This window comes from Lentibacillus saliphilus, from assembly GCF_019093865.1.
In the GTDB taxonomy this organism is placed as follows: Bacteria; Bacillota; Bacilli; order Bacillales; family Amphibacillaceae; genus Lentibacillus_B; species Lentibacillus_B saliphilus.
In genome coordinates, this window is sequence record NZ_JABJXD010000006.1 from 30255 (window position 1) to 48354 (window position 18100).

15 protein-coding genes and 1 other annotated feature are annotated in these 18100 nt (G+C 41.3%); of the genes, 11 read left to right on the forward strand and 4 right to left on the reverse strand.

Features of this window, described 5'->3' with window-relative positions; all coding sequences use genetic code 11:
* Positions 1-7 precede the first annotated feature (7 nt).
* On the reverse strand, positions 8-739 hold the full coding sequence (locus HPC67_RS10905; RefSeq protein ID WP_217587798.1) for a GntR family transcriptional regulator: 732 nt from the start codon (positions 737-739) through the stop codon (positions 8-10).
* A gap of 461 nt (positions 740-1200) precedes the next feature.
* Between HPC67_RS10905 and HPC67_RS10910 the strand changes: the two genes are divergently transcribed.
* From HPC67_RS10910 to HPC67_RS10925, 4 genes are read left to right on the forward strand one after another with little or no spacing between them, the layout of a single operon-like run.
* The gene (locus HPC67_RS10910) at positions 1201-2511 is read left to right on the forward strand and encodes a 6-phospho-beta-glucosidase (RefSeq protein ID WP_217587799.1); all 1311 of its coding nucleotides are present in this window, start codon (positions 1201-1203) and stop codon (positions 2509-2511) included.
* Between the two features lie 10 nt (positions 2512-2521).
* Positions 2522-3802 carry a PTS sugar transporter subunit IIC gene (locus tag HPC67_RS10915; protein WP_425514316.1) on the forward strand — a complete coding sequence of 427 codons (1281 nt, stop codon included), beginning with the start codon at positions 2522-2524 and terminating at the stop codon, positions 3800-3802.
* Complete coding sequence (locus HPC67_RS10920) at positions 3799-4161, forward strand: PTS lactose/cellobiose transporter subunit IIA (protein ID WP_246570003.1); 363 nt, start codon at positions 3799-3801, stop codon at positions 4159-4161. Before HPC67_RS10915 ends, HPC67_RS10920 begins: the two co-directional genes overlap by 4 nt.
* Position 4162: 1 nt before the next feature.
* On the forward strand, positions 4163-4468 hold the full coding sequence (locus HPC67_RS10925) for a PTS sugar transporter subunit IIB (protein WP_217587803.1): 306 nt from the start codon (positions 4163-4165) through the stop codon (positions 4466-4468).
* A 175-nt stretch (positions 4469-4643) separates the two neighbouring features.
* Here HPC67_RS10925 and ileS read toward each other — a convergent pair whose 3' ends face one another.
* Entirely contained in the window at positions 4644-7742 is a 3099-nt protein-coding gene (ileS, locus tag HPC67_RS10930) for an isoleucine--tRNA ligase (RefSeq protein WP_217587810.1), read from the reverse strand.
* 122 nt (positions 7743-7864) lie between these two features.
* Positions 7865-8086 (reverse strand) — a binding site (T-box leader).
* A gap of 428 nt (positions 8087-8514) precedes the next feature.
* Between ileS and HPC67_RS10935 the strand changes: the two genes are divergently transcribed.
* The 3 genes from HPC67_RS10935 (at position 8515) to HPC67_RS10945 (ending at position 12095) form a co-directional block, all read left to right on the forward strand.
* Positions 8515-9156 (forward strand): class I SAM-dependent methyltransferase, encoded by a 642-nt coding sequence (locus HPC67_RS10935; protein WP_217587817.1) that lies wholly within the window; start codon positions 8515-8517, stop codon positions 9154-9156.
* Positions 9157-9357: 201 nt separating this feature from the next.
* A complete protein-coding gene (gene folE, locus HPC67_RS10940) occupies positions 9358-9927 on the forward strand; it encodes a GTP cyclohydrolase I FolE (protein WP_217587818.1) in 570 nt (189 codons plus the stop codon).
* 482 nt (positions 9928-10409) lie between these two features.
* The gene (locus HPC67_RS10945) at positions 10410-12095 is read left to right on the forward strand and encodes a DUF2207 domain-containing protein (RefSeq protein WP_217587821.1); all 1686 of its coding nucleotides are present in this window, start codon (positions 10410-10412) and stop codon (positions 12093-12095) included.
* 148 nt (positions 12096-12243) lie between these two features.
* Here the strand turns inward: HPC67_RS10945 and HPC67_RS10950 are convergent, their stop codons facing one another.
* Complete coding sequence (locus tag HPC67_RS10950; protein WP_217587822.1) at positions 12244-12723, reverse strand: hypothetical protein; 480 nt, start codon at positions 12721-12723, stop codon at positions 12244-12246.
* Between the two features lie 138 nt (positions 12724-12861).
* Positions 12862-13887, reverse strand: a complete 1026-nt coding sequence (locus tag HPC67_RS10955) for a DUF3231 family protein (protein WP_217587824.1) — start codon at positions 13885-13887, stop codon at positions 12862-12864.
* Between the two features lie 137 nt (positions 13888-14024).
* On the opposite strand from HPC67_RS10955, the gene HPC67_RS10960 reads away from it, so the two are divergent.
* From HPC67_RS10960 to HPC67_RS10975, 4 genes are read left to right on the forward strand one after another with little or no spacing between them, the layout of a single operon-like run.
* Positions 14025-15602: a spore germination protein gene (locus tag HPC67_RS10960; RefSeq protein ID WP_246570006.1), complete on the forward strand. Its 1578-nt coding sequence runs from the start codon at positions 14025-14027 to the stop codon at positions 15600-15602.
* Positions 15603-15607: 5 nt separating this feature from the next.
* Entirely contained in the window at positions 15608-16705 is a 1098-nt protein-coding gene (locus tag HPC67_RS10965) for a GerAB/ArcD/ProY family transporter (protein WP_217587825.1), read from the forward strand.
* Positions 16706-17887: a Ger(x)C family spore germination protein gene (locus HPC67_RS10970; protein WP_217587826.1), complete on the forward strand. Its 1182-nt coding sequence runs from the start codon at positions 16706-16708 to the stop codon at positions 17885-17887. It begins immediately after the preceding gene.
* Positions 17884-18033: a hypothetical protein gene (locus tag HPC67_RS10975; protein ID WP_217587828.1), complete on the forward strand. Its 150-nt coding sequence runs from the start codon at positions 17884-17886 to the stop codon at positions 18031-18033. Before HPC67_RS10970 ends, HPC67_RS10975 begins: the two co-directional genes overlap by 4 nt.
* Positions 18034-18100: the final 67 nt, after the last annotated feature.

Sequence of the window (18100 nt, forward strand, 5' to 3'; positions counted from 1 at the left end):
TTAATGATTAAAAATCATGCAACGGATAATCCCGTTCAATTAAGAAATTTGTTTTATCTCCTCGATAGTACGCACGGGAAAATTCAATACGCTTCCCAGTTTCATCCTCCGCAATTGTTTCCATGTAGAAGCAAGGTAGACCTTCTTCACACTGCAAAAGTTCGCAAATGTGTGCGTCAGCCAAAGTGATTTCAATATGTTCAGTCGTCTTTGCAATATGAACATTGAAATGTTCTTTTAATGCTGAGTATAAGGATGTTTCGACCTGTTCTTTGTTAATGCCAGGTGCAACAGTCCAAGGAACAAAGGCAATCTCATATTGTGTTGGCTCTCCATTCGCTTTACGTATACGTTCGATACGTTGAATAGGATCCTTTATAGAAATATCTAGAGAATGCAATAGATGTTCATTTGCTGGAACGACACTGATATCAACCAATTCGATTTGTGGCGTTTTTCCTTGTGTGGAAATTTGATCACTATACTTTTTGACAGTGTGGGTAAGTGTTTGTTTAACCTTTTCATCTGCTACAAAAGTGCCTTTTCCTTGCTTGCGGACAAGATAACCTTCTAGTGTCAGCTGATGAAGTGCTGTTCGGACCGTTGTACGGCTCACATTAAATGTTTCACAGAGCTCTAACTCCGGAGGGATTTTTTCACCTTTTTTATAAACATTTGTTTTAATGTCATTGAGTAATTTGTCTTTAATGTATGCATACAATGATTTATTATTTTCCATGGCCCTACTCCTTATATCGTAAGTTTAATGACGTCATTTAAACAGATCTAATTTATTAAAATGAGTATAGAGCGTTATGAACTTGAAAAGTCATACATATTAATAACATGACGATAACAATTGCTGCTCTTGTCATAATGAATACTTAGTTTAAGTGTACAAGATCCTCCTTATGATAACAACTAATACAGTCATAGGATCATTATAAATAAAATTTTAATTGTTATAGACAAATAAATAAATGTATGATACATTTTAAGTGAGCCGAGATATATTTTTTTTAAAATATATTAAAGCGCTTTCAACCCAATACCCCTTTAGGTGTAAGTTCTTGTCGGTTGAAAAAGATGATAAATGTTATGTATGAGAGTTTATGCTTAGACATATTCTAGTTGTTATTGTATGATACAAATATAACTTGTAGATACAATTAGCACCCTAGTTTAAAAGGAGAGATAGATATGTCAGTAAAAATTGTTGTGGTTGGTGGTGGATCAAGCTATACACCCGAGATCATTGAAGGCTTAATTAAACGGCATGAGCAGTTTCCAGTTTCTGAAATTGTTCTAGTCGACATAGAAGCAGGAAAAGAAAAACTTGAAATTATAGGCCATCTCGCAAAACGGATGATTGAAAAAGCTCAAAAACCTATTAAGCTATCTTGGACATTAGATCAACGAAAAGCACTTGAGAATGCTGATTTTGTATCTACGCAAATACGTGTCGGTGGATTGGAAGCGCGTTCAGATGATGAGCGCATCCCACTTAGTCACGGATTCATTGGTCAGGAGACGAATGGCGCTGGTGGGATCTTTAAAGCATTCAGGACGATTCCGGTGTTGTTGGAGCTTGCCCGGCAGGTTCATGAGATTTGTCCGAATGCTTGGATTATTAATTTCACCAACCCTGCAGGTATCGTCACAGAAGCGTTATTAAAGCATTCACCTCACAAGAAGGTCATCGGTGTGTGCAATATTCCTTATAATATGCGTCATTCAACAGCAGAGATATTGGAGGCTAATCCAGATGACGTCAAGATTGAATTTGTAGGAATGAACCATTTCATTTTTGGTAGAAACGTGTTTGTAAAAGGTGAGGATCGCACGAGTGACGTTTTGGAAACGTTATTAAATGCCGATCTCGATTACTCACCAGCAAATATTGTGAACCTCGGTTGGTCAAAGACATTCATCAATTCCACACAGCTTTTGCCAAATCCTTATCATCAATACTATTTCCAAACAGAGGAGGTATTGAAAAAAGACCTAAAGGCTTATGAGGAGCATGGTACAAGAGCAGAGGTTGTGATGGATTTGGAAAAATCTCTTTTTGAGATTTATAAAAATCCTGATTTAGATGTGAAGCCAAAGGAGCTTGAAGAGAGGGGTGGTGCATTTTATAGTGATGTTGCATGTAGCTTAATGGATTCGATTTATAACAATAAAGAAGATATTCAAACCGTCAATACATTGAACAATGGGGCAATTTCCGATCTACCAGATGATGCTGTTATTGAAGTCAATGCTGTCATAACACGTCATGGTCCGAAACCAATTGCTGTCGGACGAATTCCTGCATCTGTTAGAGGCATTACGCTCAATATGAAAGCGTTTGAGGAGCTTGTGATTCAGGCAGCTGTTAGTGGAAATTATGAAGATGCTTATCTAGCAATGGTTATGAACCCGTTAATATCAGATGAAAAGAAGAGTAAGACGTTATTAGACGACTTGTTAAAAGCTCATGGGGTGTATTTACCACAATTCAATCTATAGGGGGATGAAAATGAATAAATTCATAGAAATAGCTGGTCGTATAGGCGCACAAAGACATCTTGTTGCAATTCGTGATGGTTTTGTAGCTGCCATGCCACTCATCATTATTGGTGCGTTCGCCGTGTTATTCCAGAACTTCCCACCAATTGGGAAATTTGATTTCGTCGGTATATTAAATAATATTTTTGGTGAAGGAAACTGGCAAGTCACGACAGGAACAATATGGAACGGTACATTTGCCATACTTGGGATGCTTATTGCATTCACCATTGCGTACAATTTAGCCAAGTCATATGAAGTAGATGGGTTATCAGCAGGGCTAATTGCAACAGCATCTTATATTATGCTTGTGCCGGCTACACCTACTGATTGGGGTCTGCAAATGGCATGGTTAGGCACACAAGGCCTTTTCGTAGCGATCATTTTAGCGCTCGTATTAACAGAGCTATTTAGGTTACTGGTCAATTCCAAGTTTACGATTAAGATGCCGGAGGGTGTTCCTGAAGGGGTCGTTAAATCCTTTAAATCTTTACTCCCAGCAACAGTTATTTTATTGGGGGTTGGTATTTTCCAAGCGGTATGGGCAGCGCTAATCGATATCAGTGTATTTGAAATGATATTTAAAATTATTCAGGAACCACTTCAAGCGTTAGGCAATACATTACCAGCAGCATTACTTATTGCATTCTTAAATCATATCTTATGGTTCTTTGGATTACATGGTACGAATATTCTCGGTGGTGTTATTGAGCCTATTTATCTACCATTAATTGAGGAAAATATTGCTGCATTTAAGGCGGGCATGTCTGCAGTCGACGTACCAAACATTGTCACAAAGCCTTTCTTGGATTCTTTTGTCTTTATGGGAGGATCAGGTACAACGATCGCATTACTCATTGCTATTTTCATTGTTATACAGCGTGAGAAAAACCACCCGTATCGCCAAGTGGCAAAGCTAGGGGCTCCAGCATCATTTTTTAATATTAACGAGCCTGTCATTTTCGGTTTGCCAATCGTACTAAACCCAGTTATGCTCATACCATTTGTATTAGTGCCGGTAACATTAACGGTTATTTCCTACTTTGCTTTATGGCTCGGCATCGTACCAAGAACTGTTGCCTTTGTACCATGGACGACACCACCAATCTTGAGTGGATATTTGGTAACAGGTGGTAGTATTCGAGGTATACTGCTGCAGCTGGTGAATCTGTTTGTAGCAATCGTCATATATATCCCATTTGTTATGGCTGGGGTTAGAGCTTTAAGACAGAAAACGGAGGGTCAATCATGACGACACATCATGAAGGTGTAACAGAAGATATTCAAAAAGACATACAAATGCTATCCTTTACGATCATCCTGCATGCTGGGAATGCACGCTCATCTGCAATGGAAGCGATACATTGTGCAAAAGAATATAAGTTTGCTGAAGCAAGAGGTAAGATAGAGGAAGCAGAAGCAGAATTCACCAAAGCGCATCATGAGCAAACAAAGCTATTGACAGAAGAAGCAGAAGGCAACAACCATCAAGTCGGTGTTATTCTCGTTCATGCTCAGGATCATCTTATGACAGCGATGACAGTTAAGGATTTAGCGGTTGAAATGATTAGTATGTATGAGAAAATGCAACAATTGGAGGAGGAGAGATAAGATGAATATCGCTCTAGTCTGTTCAGCAGGTATGTCCACATCCATGCTCGTAAAGAAAATGAGAGAGGCTGCAGAAACAAGAGGGATGGATGCAACGATCGATGCTTATCCAGAATCACAATTAAAAAGCAGTCTAGATGAGCTTGATGTCGTTCTAATCGGACCACAAGTGCGCTTCTTGGAAAAGAACATCAGAGCACTTGTAGAACCAAAAGGTATCAAAGTCGACATTATCGACTCAATGGCATACGGCATGATCCAAGGCGACAAAGTCCTTGAACAAGCCATCCAACTGAAAAACGCTTAAATGTAGTTTTGCTACTCCCAATTTTGGCCGAATGATGTTTATTCATCATTCGGTATTTTTTTATGATCACTTTGCTCTTCTTCTTAATCTCCCTACAAATAAATTAGTGGATACTAAAAGGCACGCATTCTGCTCAAGAATGCGTGCCTTGCATTGATTCCATTTCAAAGTGTCATTATTTTTGGAAAGCTAGCTTCAACGTGTTGTCACCAAGCGTATATGATTTCATATCCTCATTTGCCTGATCTTCACCAATGGCGAGCTCTTTAACAAGAACGTTGTCGCGAATTAATGATTCATTCGCTTTAATGGCTGCAACGATATCATCATCACCATCAAGGACGATGTTGATGCGCAAGTCAATTGGGAGATCCTGTTGCTTGCGTTCGTCTTGAATGGCACGGATCACTTCACGTGCCAAGCCTTCAAGGCGCAATGCTTCAGTAATCGTTGTATCGAGAACGACGTGGAAGTCTTGGTTTGATCCCATAGACAAGCCTGCATCAGCGATACGCTCAACCGTTAATAGATCCATCGTCACTTCCGTGTCGCCATCATCTGTAGGTACGATTGCTTTTTCATTCGCAACAATCTGTGCGGCCTGTTCATCAGACAATGCTTCAAGATAGTTCTTAACGACGCGAACGTTTTTACCGAGAACAGGTCCAGCTGCTCGGAAGTTTAGCTTAACGTCATAGCGTACAAGATCATCAGATGAATGCTTGACAACGACGTCCTTCACATTAATTTCATCCTTGATGATGCTGCTGTATGTTTCAAGTGCGGCACCTTTATCCGGATTAACTGGAATGATCGTTAGCTCTGAAAGCGGCTGTTTTGTTTTGATGGCTTCAGTGTTACGAACACCACGTGCCAATTCAACAACCTGTAGGACAGCATCCATATCTTTTTCAAGCTGTTCATCAACGAGGGCTTCATCCACTTTCGGGAAAAATGCTAAGTGAGCACTTGTACCAGTTAGGTTTTGGTGAATATCCTCGGCAATAAATGGCGTAAATGGTGCCATAAGCTTGCTGAGCTGTGTCAACACTTGATGCAATGTATGATAAGCAGCCTGTTTGGATGGCGTCATGCCTTCTTCCCAGAAACGGTCACGGGAGCGGCGGATGTACCAATTGCTGAGCTCGTCAATGAAGCGTTCAAGCGCTTTAGCGGCTTTTGTAAAATCATACGCATTAAGTGCTTCTTCAACGACGATCGTCACCGAATTCAAGCGCGACGTAACCCAACGATCAAGCAACGTTTTCTCTCCAGCTTCTGCTTCGTCAAATGTGTACCCATCAATGTTGGCGTACAATGTGTAAAAGCCATGTGTGTTGACGAGTGTGTCAATGACCTTGGATTTCGCTTCAATAACAACACGTTCGGAAAAACGTTTGTTATTCCATGGTGCACTGTCAGCTAGAAGTGCCCAACGGAAGGCGTCTGCACCGAATTTCGTAACGATATCGGTTGGATTAAGTGCATTACCCTTACTCTTAGACATTTTACGGCCTTCTTCATCGAGAATATGTCCAGTGGATAGCACACGCTTGTAAGGTACTTTTCCAGTAAATAAGGTAGACACAGCGAGTAAGCTGTAGAACCAGCCACGGGTTTGGTCAATACCTTCACAAATCACATCAGCCGGGAATTGCTTCTCGAATTGTTCTTTGTTTTCAAACGGATAATGCTGCTGTGCATATGGCATAGAACCACTGTCAAACCAGACGTCGATAACTTCAGGAACGCGGTGCATGATGCCATCACATTTTTCACATTTCAGCTCTACACGATCGACATATGGTTTATGCAGCTCAATATCACCGATGTCACCGATCGCTTTTTCCTGAAGATCTGCTTGACTATGTGGTGCATATTGATGATCACAGGAATCACAAATCCAGATCGGGAGTGGTGTTCCCCAGAAACGGTTACGTCCGATATTCCAGTCCACCATATTTTCTAGGAAATTTCCGAAACGGCCGTGCTTGATATGATCTGGGTGCCATTCAACCGTTTCGTTATTAGCAATAAATTGATCTTTAAGGTCTGTTGTTTTAATGAACCAGCTTTCAATTGCGTAATATAAAAGCGGTGTATCGCAACGCCAGCAGTGTGGATAGCTGTGCTCGTACTTTTCCTTATGGTATAAAAGCCCTTTATCAGAAAGGTATTTAACAATATCGACGTCACAATCTTTAACAAAACGACCTGCGAAAATTGGAATATCCTCCGTATAACGGCCTTGCCCATCGACGACGTTATAAAAAGATAGCCCTTTTTCTTGAACGAGCTTGTAGTCATCTTCACCGTAAGCAGGCGCTGCATGGACAATACCTGTACCGCTGTCAGATGTGACAAAGTCTGCTGCGACAACAAAATGCCCTTTTTCTGGCTTCATAAATGGGAAAACAGGCTCATAATCGATACCGACAAGGTCGTTCCCTTTATGGCGCGATACGATCTCGTAAGACTCACCTAGTACTTTGTCAACCAAAGCTTCTGCCAAGATATATACGTCACCGTTTTGCTCAGCTTTAACATAATCAAGGTCAGGATTGACGACGAGCGTAACGTTAGCTGGCAATGTCCATGGTGTCGTTGTCCAGCCGAGGAAAAATTCGTTGTCTGAACCCTTCACTTTAAATTTCGCTGTTGCAGACAGGTCTTTAACGTCTTCATAACCTTGGGCGACTTCATGAGAACTTAAAGTCGTTTGACAGCTTGGGCAGTATGGACTAACACGATGGCCTTTAGAAAGCAGGTTCCGTTTATGCAAGTCACTTAAAATATACCAGACGCTTTCAATGTAACGGTTTTGCAGCGTCACATAAGGATCATCCATATCGAGCCAATAGCCGATGGATTCAGTAAACTCACGCCATTCCTTTTCATAGTTGAAAACACTTTTCTTACATTCTTCGATAAACTTTTCGACACCGTATTCTTGAATTTCTTGCTTGCCAGAGATGCCAAGCTGCTTCTCAACTTCTAATTCGACAGGCAGGCCGTGTGTATCCCAGCCACCTTTACGTAGAACCTGATAGCCTTGCATCGTTTTATAACGGCCAACAAAGTCTTTGATAACACGGCCAAGCACGTGTCCAGCATGAGGCATACCGTTAGCGGTAGGAGGCCCTTCATAAAAAACAAACGTCTCCGCACCTTCGCGTTCATCCATAGAACGTCTGAACACATTTTCCTCTTTCCAATAATCTTTTACGCGATTTTCGCGGTCCAATGCCGCTTCTTTTGTATTGACACTACGCATAATTTTTCACCTCTTAAATGACATGTATTTTGAATGACAACCTAAGTGCGTTGTCTGGAAATGACTGTATGATGGCGTTCATAATCGAGTGCGTAAACACAAAAAAACGCCCACTGTATAAAAACAGGGACGGACTATTCCGCGGTACCACCCATATTCCGTACACATTGTAACGTACGGCACTCGGTAGACGAATAACGGCCGCCAGCCGGTTTTACCTACTTGGTTTCGTTCGGTAAAACATCTCAGAGATGATCTTCAGTCAACATCCGTCATCGCTTTCCACCAACCAGCGACTCTCTAGAGACAGGATCGATGCCTACTCTTCTCGTCAACGACAGTAACATGTATATATTAGATCGTACACCGGATTCCCTGCTATGTAAAGTATTATTATTGAAAGTCTTGCCTATTTTAATGAAAACGATACGAGGTATTTCCGGTATATTTGAATCACTGTCTTAAATGCGCTATAACATCTCAGCATATTCAGATGTTCCCTTTTAACATCCTCAAGAGTCTTATGTGAACTCGATCATATGGCATATCCTTCTTAACCTCACAACTCGGAATTACCTGATGTCCTGTTCCAGCCATTTATGAGAACGCCGCTATGCTTTATCGAAAATTTTTGTCTATTAAAATGAAAACGATACACCGGTATGCTATACTCAAACTGTACGTACAAAAAATCTGAAAGTGGTGAATCACTTTGGTAAGATTACGTCAGTCAGTCTCCCAACAGTAACAATTTTTTAAGGAGGCTATTTAATTGAACAAAACGGATATCATTCCATTTTACGGTGGCACACACCCTGAACTTTTTGAAATAGAACGCAGATGTATGGATCGCCCTGGAAAGGTCATTGATTTCCTTGACCAGCGGCTACCCAACGGAAAAATTATCGATATCGGTGCTGGCAATGGCTACACGGCACAGTTGTTGATAAAAGAAACCAGACCAATTGTTGCGCTAGAACCGGATGAGATGATGATTGATTCTACCAAGCCACTCATTTGGGCGAAAGGAACGGCACAACAGGTCCCTTTTCATGCGAATACGTTCGAAAGCGCGTATGCGACGTGGGCGTTCTTTTTTGATGGTATGCCTGATGTAGACAAAGGACTTGCGGAGGTCGAACGCGTCGTTAAACCCGGCGGTGAGATCATCATTGTTGATAATTACGGACACGATGAATTCTGCGCCTTATCCACACGGAAGATTAATAGTAATGTGGATTATTGGACGGCAAAGGGCTTTGATTACACCGTTATTGACACAGTATTTGCGTTTGATTCAGTAGAAGAAGCACGAACGCTGCTGTCATTATATTTTGGTGACGAAGCGGGGACTGTGAATCAAACTGTATTTGACTATAAAGTCGTTGCTTATACGAAAACGAATCATAAATAAATCTGACATTAAAACATCCTCTTTGGACTGAGTGCCTGAGGGGATGTTTTTTTGTCTATTAGGATGCCATTGTTTAATTTTGTGTAGGAATTTTACAAAGGTGTATTCCCTCAGGTATGTATCGAATGCTGTGGATATTTGTAGTATAATGTACATTAGATTCATTTTAATATACTCGTTTTATTGATGGGAGGTTGTGGCATGGCAGTAGACCACGCAAAAATAGAAGAAGCTGCACGCATGATTCTCGAGGCAATTGGTGAAGATCCGACTCGTGAAGGGCTTCAAGATACGCCAGCGCGAATTGCAAGAATGTATGCAGAAGTATTTCAAGGTATGGATCAGGACCCGAGAGAATATTTTGCAACAATTTTTGGTGAAGATCATGAGGAGCTTGTGCTCGTTAAGGATATCCCATTTTATTCAATGTGTGAGCATCATCTCGTACCTTTTTATGGAGTCGCTCATGTCGGTTATATTCCAAAAGGCGGTCGTGTAACAGGACTCAGTAAATTGGCCCGTGCAGTTGAAGCAGTGACGAGACGCCCACAATTGCAGGAGCGCATTACAGCCACAATCGCTGATTCGATGATGGAAACACTCGACCCACATGGCGTCATTATCGTCATTGAAGCTGAACATATGTGCATGACGATGCGAGGGGTTAAAAAGCCAGGATCAAAAACAGTCACGTCGGCTGTTAGAGGTATCTTCAAGGATGACCCCGCATCCCGAGCAGAAGTATTCAGCTTAATAAAAGGCCAGCAATAAATAAGAGTTTGAACTGCTTCAGAAATGGAGCAGTTCTTTTTCATGGTCAAACATACAAAGCTTGTCCATCCATATGGTGTATAACATACTTTGAAACTAATCGCCCTCTATAATCGTATATTCAAATAGAGGCACATACTGAGTTACCTGGAACGGAAGGCGGCGAAACTCCCGCAAGAATCGGCGAGTCGCGCGTATAACTCGGCGAAACTTCTGAGAGAATCGGCGAGTCGCGCGTATAACTCGGCGAAACTTCTGAGAGAATCGGCGAGTCGCGCGTATAACTCGGCGAAACTTCTGAGAGAATCGGCGAGTCGCGCGTATAACTCGGCGAAATTCCTGAAAGAATCGGCAAAGCCCCACTGCAAGCGTCCGCCTGCGGTGAAAGGTAACGGCGTTATAGCGGAATGTATGTTAAAAATTCACTTAGAATAAATAGGCTTTACATCAATGCTAGATATACTATACAAGGAGGCCGTAAGATGAAAAAAATCACATTAGTTCTGTTTGTACTGCTCGGATTATTCGTGTTCCCATTAAAGGTTCATGCGGTCGATTATACGATCGAAAAAACAGATATTCATGCGTATTTACAAACAAATGGTGATGTCAAAGTTGAAGAAATGCATACATATGAATTTGACGGGGAATTTAACGGAATTACGAGAACACTTATCCCTAAAGACAGCACACAAATTCTCGATGTACAAGCGACTGAAAATGGATCACAATTGAAGGTTGTGCAAGAAGACAATTTGTATAAAGTGTATCGTGGCGGGACGGATGAAACGATTACCGTTCAGCTCACCTATACGATTAAAAATGGTGTCGACTTGTACACCGACATGGCACAATTGTACTGGCCATTTTTTGATGAAAGCAATGAGTCTGACTATGAAAACTTGAATGTGTACGTTCATCCTCCTGAACCAGTAGGGGACGTCGTATTTCTCGGATATGATGCGGCTTGGGAAACGGGAGAAGCGGATAGCAGCGGCGTCGTCCATTTTAATATGGGTTATGTTAATAGTGGTACAAATGGCGATGTACGAGTTGCCTATGATCAAGCGCTTTTTTCTGGTGCCCCGTTAGCGGCAAATCGAACAATTCGTGATGATATAGTGGCAGACAAAGAACAGATTGAAGCTGACAAAGCAGCATTTCAACAACGCAAGAACATGCTTGATCAGTTGGCGCCTTATGTGTTAGCTGGATTTGGTCTTTACTTAATCATTCTAATATTGCGTGCCCGTATCCAAAAACACAACGTCAATTTAGAAGTAGATCGTCAGTTTGTTGCCGATTTCTTTGTACCTAAACTTGAGATAAGCATGCCAGCGACAATTCAATATATGAAGGGCGTAACTGTGAAGATGGCAGATGTGTCAGCAGCGTTGCTCGATTTGGTTCGTCAAGGCTATGTCGAACGGGTTGATGATGAAACGTTTAAGCTAATTAATCGACAGGTAACGCATGACCATGAGCATCTGTTGATCAACTGGCTGTTTGGTCGTGTCGGTAACGGACAGACATTTAGCTTTAATGATTTAGAGCGCTACACGAACCTCAAAACAAATCATGAACAGTTTAGAGACGATTTAAGGCTTTGGCGACAAGCCATACAAGGTGAAGTTAAGCAGGCGGAACTGTATCAAAATAAAACGGGTTACAGATGGTTCATCGCTTTATCGAGCTTACTGCTTCTCCCATTAGCAGTTACGTTTATCATCTATGACTTGTTGCTCTGGATGTTGATCGCACTCTTGTTAATGGGTGTACTCATTGTGTTTGCAGTGGCTCACAATCCAAGAACGGTAAAAGGGATGTATATTAAACGGCAGTGGGATTCATTTAAAGAAACGTTTAGTGAAATCACGCCAGATCAATGGGAAGATTGGCATGATGATGACCAGAAACGGGCGTTCATTTATGGGGTTGGCTCTAGCGATAAAGTGATTATGGACAAAAATGAGGCGTTTGTTGAACAATATGCTGGGCCGAGGACTAGCTACTCTGACATGTACACGTTTTTGCTCATCGCAAGCCTTGCCAACATGCATTTTGGTAAAGCAGATACGGTGGCAGCAGCTACGATATCATCAAGCGGTGGTACACCAGGTGGTGGCGCTGGTGTCGGAGGCGGTGGTGGCGGCTCAGGTGCGTTTTAATATTTGATTATCGAAAGAACCTAGAGTTACTACACGTCTTATCCAATAAGCATACCGTATTATGTCCCGGGCAATATCAATATCAGTTTCTCAGTGGAAAAAGCAGGTGCGGGTATACCTCCTCGTAACCTGCTTTTTGTCTGTCTGTTTAGCCACTAAGAAATTCAAGCAAGAGCCATCGAACAACGATCCCTAGTCCCAATCCAATTGGGACAAAAATGATTGAAAGCCATACAGGTCCAAATAATTGTCCCCCAATCGAAAAGACTGGTGAGTAAATAAGTCCGACCGTAACGACATATGCTGAACAGGCAAGAGGTAAATAAGCAAAATCACTGCGTCCACCACCCCCATCCTTATAAGCATCCCACATTGCAAAAAAGTACAGACACGGATAAAACATGAGCCATGGATAGTTCGTTTGTTCAATGGCTTCTTCAATGTGGCCGTGAAAGCTGAGAATGATGACGTGATTAAGATTGCCAAGCACATTAACGATTAATTCGAGTGTTATGAGTGTTAAGCCTTTTATATATTTATGGTTTAATAGTTGACCAAAACCAGGTAACGCAATACTCCAAAGTAGCATCCCAATTGCTCGATTGTTGTTGTGCGATGTGTGCTTCATACATATCCCGAGGTCACAATGAGGTGATTCGAATATGAGGTGGATGAAAAAGCTTGCGTCTCTGTTTTGGTCTGTTGATAAAATGAGCGTGTTTGGATTAAATAAGGGATGAATGACATTTTCATCTTAACCATCCCTTTAATCCCCTTTCTTGTTTTGATTGATCAGTTGATCACGATCAACCATTTTTGGTGGTTCTTCCATCCACCCTTTTTGGATCAAAAGCGTTGCCCCATCTTCGGCGTATTTTAAAATCTCACCAACGAGTCTCATATAATGTGCGGCTAAATCTTTGCGTGTATACGTCGTTAACGCCATACCGTAAAATGTGACGCTAATGACAATGAGCTCGGTAACAATGTTCATCATTAATTTATCGGAATAGGGACTTGCCTTATGCTCGTCCGTCACCATGGCATCTGCCCCCATAGCAACGGGTATATTTTCTTCTTCTAAGACAGATTGGAATACGTTGACATGCTTCTTAGCAATATCCAACCCTCTAACGATATAATCTCTTACATCATCTGACTGTGCCACTTGTGAAAACCCCATTAACGTAGCAATGCCAAATTGATTTCGCTGCAGGTTGTCATTTAAATAGGCAATTTCAAGTGCTGTTAAAGGTCGTTTATCTCCAAACCATCCTGTCATAAAGCTTTGTTTCTCCACAAAATCAACGTCTTTCGTAACCGGAATGGTAGGAGGTTTAGGATAAATCCCTTTTTGCAGCGCAAGTGTGACGGCTTGATCATTCAATTGGTCAAATATATGTGCCCGATCGGAGAAAAATTCCCGAACATCTTCTCGCATCGACATAATGGTGGCATGTGTATGGGCCATCATGCCAAAGGCGCCAATTTGTGTCATATACAGTAAGTAATAGTCATCTGTATAAAGCCTGGGCGCTTCCACATTTATATCTTCTTCAGTAAATGCAAGAGGCAGCGGGTGGTCGGCTTGCTTAAAGAAGCCTTCCAAGCGCTTTAAATTACCTTGAAGAAATGCTCTTGTTTCAACAATCACATGCTTAATTGCATCATCCTCGATATGTTGAAGAAAGGTTTTAAGTACGTTTGAGCCGATTGAAGCATTCATATAGGCCGCCCATAATTGAGACCATTCTGCGGCGTTCAACTCCAAGTTCGTATTACTTCTCTCCATTATTCAGCGCTCCTTACTAATTAATTAGTTAGTATAGTTTGGATGAAAAGCGCTTCGTTATACAGAGTTTACCATTTTGTATAGAAAATCGCTTTTATGGGAAACAGAAGAGCATACAGTTTTTGTGAGGGATGCCGATGAACTTTAAATCGCTTATTGGTCGTATGAAAAAGATGAACCAACAACAAAATCAGAAACAGACTCAAAATCAAGGCGAGAACCAAACTTTTAATCAATTAGAGTTAAGCGATGTACTCGATGACAACATGACCGCTATCAAACAGTTCATGGAAAATCCGAGGGATCTTGTGGCCAGAACATTTCAGATCCGTAATGCAAATGTGACGTGCGGCATTATATATATTGATGGACTCGTAAATGGAGAGCTTGTTAATAACGATGTGATCAAGCCCGTGCAAACAGCCGCAGCTCACGACAAGCTGCCAGACGCAACAATGGCTGTTTTCGATATGCTATTTCAAGATATTATTGCTACTGGTGATGTGAAAAAAGGGAAGACGATGGATGACGTTATGAATGCCCTTTTGTCAGGTACAACAATATTGTTATTGGATGGAATGAACCAAGCCCTTTTAATTGATTTAAAAAAATGGGAACAACGGTCTGTTGGTGAACCGGTCTCTGAAACGGTTATCAGGGGGCCGCGAGATGGCTTCGTGGAAAACCTTCAGACGAATTTAACGCAAGTACGTCGTTATATTAGAGATGTGAATTTAAGGTTTGATACGCATCAGATTGGTAGACGCTCGAAAAAAGATCTTGTCGTCGCTTATGTAGACGGCATTATTCATCCAGATATTTTAAAAGAAGTTAATCGTCGTCTCAAAACGATTGATATGGATGATGCCCCGGAATCTGGCTTTATTGAACAATGGATAGAAGATAGTTTTTTATCTCCTTTTCCTCAAGTCATTAATACAGAACGGCCAGATAAAGCTGCGACTGCCATTATGCAAGGTAAAGTCGTTATTTTGTTAGATGGCACGCCATTCGTCTTAATTATGCCGGCGACGTTAGATAATGCCCTCCAGTCTCCAGAGGATTATTATGAACGGTGGACGATTGGCACACTTGTCCGTATGTTGCGTTACACAGCTGCGTTTATTGCGGTGTTTTTACCTGCTTTATATATTGCACTCGTTACCTTTCACCAAGAAATGATACCGTCCAATTTGGCCTTTTCAATTGCTGCGACGAGAGAAGGTGTTCCATTTCCAGCTTTTATTGAAGCGTTATTAATGGTTGGAACGATGGAGCTATTACGAGAAGCTGGTGCGCGCTTACCACGCACGATTGGACAGACCATTGGAATCGTTGGTGGACTCGTTATTGGTGATGCAGCTGTTCAGGCCGGCATTGTCAGTCCAATTATGGTCATCGTTGTTGCTCTAAATGCAATTGCTTCTTTTGCGATTCCAACGTATAGCGTGTCGATTGCATTCCGAATACTCGTGTTTGGAATGATGATTGCTGCCGGCGCCTTTGGTTTATATGGCATCATTCTCGGATATATTGTAATTAATATTCACTTAACCAATTTGAAAAGCGTTGGTGTGCCTTACACGGCACCGTTTGCACCGACGTTTCTGAAAGACTTTAAAGATCTCGTGTTCCGCGCACCTGTTCCGCTCATGCAAAAACGCCCAGAATATGTGAAGCCACAAGACGATCAATCTGCTAATAAAGGGGACTAACGCATATGAAGCATTTTGAATATGCAGATGAGAAAATTACAGACAAAGAATTAATGATTGCGATGCCATCCGTTGTTATCGGTGTCGGTATTTTATCGATGCCAAAAAAGATTGCGACAGAAACAGAAGCAGCGGATGGTTGGATACCACTCGTCGTTGCGGGGCTTTTATTTCTCTTTATGTCATGGGGGTTTGCTAAGTTCGTTGCGCAATTTCCGAATCAATCCTTTCTTGAGTATTCGTCTCGTATCATCGGTCGTCGGGCCTCAATCCTCATTATTATTGGATATGCTATTCTCGTCGTTTTGGGGATTGCTTCACAAGTAAGGGGGTTAGCGGATGTCGCTAAGGAATATTTATTTGATCAAACGCCAATTGAAGTCGTTGGACTTTTATATGTATTACTCGTCATTTATGCTGTATGTGGTTCAAGGGCAGCATTGTTTAGAATGAGCATGCTGTTCTTTCCCATTGTTATTTCAATCACGTTGATCGTACTTGCATTCAGCATGAAGGAATTTGAACTAGGTAACGTGATGCCAGCTTTTACAACTGATACGAAAGGCTATTTTGAAGCGATGAAGAGCAGCATAAGATCCTATATCGGGTTTGGGATTATTTTGTTTTACATGGTGCTCGTTAAACGCCCGGCTAAAGCGCCCAAAATGGTGGCGATTGGGATGGTCATTCCGATAGTCGTTTACATCTTATTATATGTCGTCATAATTGGTATTTTCGGCAATGCGATTACGTCGAATCTCATTTATCCAACTGTTGAGTTGGCGAAAAATGTCAGCATACCAGGGGAATTTCTCGAGCGGTTTGAATCGATCTTTTTTGTCATTTGGATTATGGCGACGTTTACGTCCTCGATATTATTTCTTGATGCGGGTGTCTATGGCTTAACGTCTATTCTAGGAAACAATCGTAAGATTCCAATTGTACTGATCCTATCACCCCTCATTTATTTTGTTTCCATGGTTCCGGAAGAATTGCAATACGTTCAGTTATTTGGCATGGTCTGGGGATATTCGCTTTTAATATATACTCTTTCTGTTGTGAGTATTTTGATGATCGTTGCTAAAATTAGGGGGATGATTTAGGTGAAGCGAACAGCTTTAAGTCTATGTATCATTGTTGCACTTTTGACAGGATGTTGGGATGTTATTGATATTGAAGATCGAGGGTATATTATTGGAACTGCGATTGACTTAAAGGAGCGAAAGGGAGAAGGGGCGTATAGTCTGGCGCTCACGAATCAATTTGTTATACCTGGAAATATGACGAGTGCGCCTGGTGAAGGTGGTGGAGGGTCAAAACCATTTACCAATATCACTGTAGATGGCGAGAGCCTCATGATTATCAATCGCAAAATGGGTGCAGAATCAAGTCGACTGCCTTTTTATGGTCATTTGAAAATGCTCGTTGTTTCTGAAGATATTGCTAAGGAAAAAGATTTATTTGCTGGTGTGCTTGATTTGTTTATTCGAATGCAGGAAATGCGCCGTGATATTAAACTCATAATTGCAGAGGAGGAAGCAAAGGACGTCCTAAGCGTTGAACCGGACATTGAAAAAATACCTGCGCTATATCTTGACGCGTTAAGTGAGAATAGTTCAAAAACGATGTCGATGTTAGCGCCAGTCACAGTTGGAGATGTACATGGATTTTTGCTTAATCATCATAGCTATGCGCTTCCAATGTTGAAGAAGAAAGTTGACAAGCTCGTCCAATATGAAGGTGCAGCTGTATTTAGTGGTAAGGGAAATAAGCTGGTCGGATCTCTAAATGATCAAGAGACAAAATCGCTTAATTTAGTTACGAAACCTTTTAAAGGCGGAACAATTGAATTCGAAATGGATGGACATCCTAGTGTATATGAATTGGAATTTTCAAAGCCAGACATAAAAGTTAAAACAAAAGATCCCCAAAGCATCAGTGTTGAAGTTAGTGTCACGACTGAGGGGAGTATGGCTGAGATGTTCGGTAGCAAAAGTTTAATTAATGAAAAGGAAATAAGTAAAATACGCACGATCTTAACAAAGAAGCTTGAGGATCAAATAAACGCGTTAATTAACAAATTACAGCATGAGTTAAATGCAGATTTAATTGGGGTGAATAGTGTTCTGGAGCAGAAGCACCCTGACATTTGGAAACAAATAAAGGATGATTGGGAACAAGGAGAAGACCTGTTTTCTCAAGTTGATATTAAAGTAAAGGCAACGGCTCATATTCAAAGTGTCGGGGCATCAGATCGGGCAAGTGATGGAGGAGGAAAAGAATGAGTTTATGGAAGCAAATTCTATTGACCTTTCAAGAGTGGTTAATCATTTTTTGTACGATTCTCGCTTTTGTCATTCCGTTCACCATATATAAAATCAACCAAAAACTCCATGAATACGGCGATCCACCTTGGAAGAAAGAAGAGTAGCGCTCAAAGTGACAGGCGGCATTTAAGGTGATAAAGTTGGGGAGATTATATAATTTGGGGTGAGGAT

What these genes read in the sequence shown, in the direction of transcription:
- ileS (WP_217587810.1), bottom strand. Translation starts at nt 7,742, where the DNA reads ATGCGTAGTGTCAATACAAAAGAAGCGGCATTGGACCGCGAAAATCGC.
- HPC67_RS10910 (WP_217587799.1), top strand. Translation starts at nt 1,201, where the DNA reads ATGTCAGTAAAAATTGTTGTGGTTGGTGGTGGATCAAGCTATACACCC.
- HPC67_RS10915 (WP_425514316.1), top strand. Translation starts at nt 2,522, where the DNA reads ATGAATAAATTCATAGAAATAGCTGGTCGTATAGGCGCACAAAGACAT.
- HPC67_RS10955 (WP_217587824.1), bottom strand. Translation starts at nt 13,887, where the DNA reads ATGGAGAGAAGTAATACGAACTTGGAGTTGAACGCCGCAGAATGGTCT.
- HPC67_RS10945 (WP_217587821.1), top strand. Translation starts at nt 10,410, where the DNA reads ATGAAAAAAATCACATTAGTTCTGTTTGTACTGCTCGGATTATTCGTG.
- HPC67_RS10965 (WP_217587825.1), top strand. Translation starts at nt 15,608, where the DNA reads ATGAAGCATTTTGAATATGCAGATGAGAAAATTACAGACAAAGAATTA.
- folE (WP_217587818.1), top strand. Translation starts at nt 9,358, where the DNA reads ATGGCAGTAGACCACGCAAAAATAGAAGAAGCTGCACGCATGATTCTC.
- HPC67_RS10950 (WP_217587822.1), bottom strand. Translation starts at nt 12,723, where the DNA reads ATGAAGCACACATCGCACAACAACAATCGAGCAATTGGGATGCTACTT.
- HPC67_RS10975 (WP_217587828.1), top strand. Translation starts at nt 17,884, where the DNA reads ATGAGTTTATGGAAGCAAATTCTATTGACCTTTCAAGAGTGGTTAATC.
- HPC67_RS10960 (WP_246570006.1), top strand. Translation starts at nt 14,025, where the DNA reads ATGAACTTTAAATCGCTTATTGGTCGTATGAAAAAGATGAACCAACAA.
- HPC67_RS10925 (WP_217587803.1), top strand. Translation starts at nt 4,163, where the DNA reads ATGAATATCGCTCTAGTCTGTTCAGCAGGTATGTCCACATCCATGCTC.
- HPC67_RS10920 (WP_246570003.1), top strand. Translation starts at nt 3,799, where the DNA reads ATGACGACACATCATGAAGGTGTAACAGAAGATATTCAAAAAGACATA.
- HPC67_RS10905 (WP_217587798.1), bottom strand. Translation starts at nt 739, where the DNA reads ATGGAAAATAATAAATCATTGTATGCATACATTAAAGACAAATTACTC.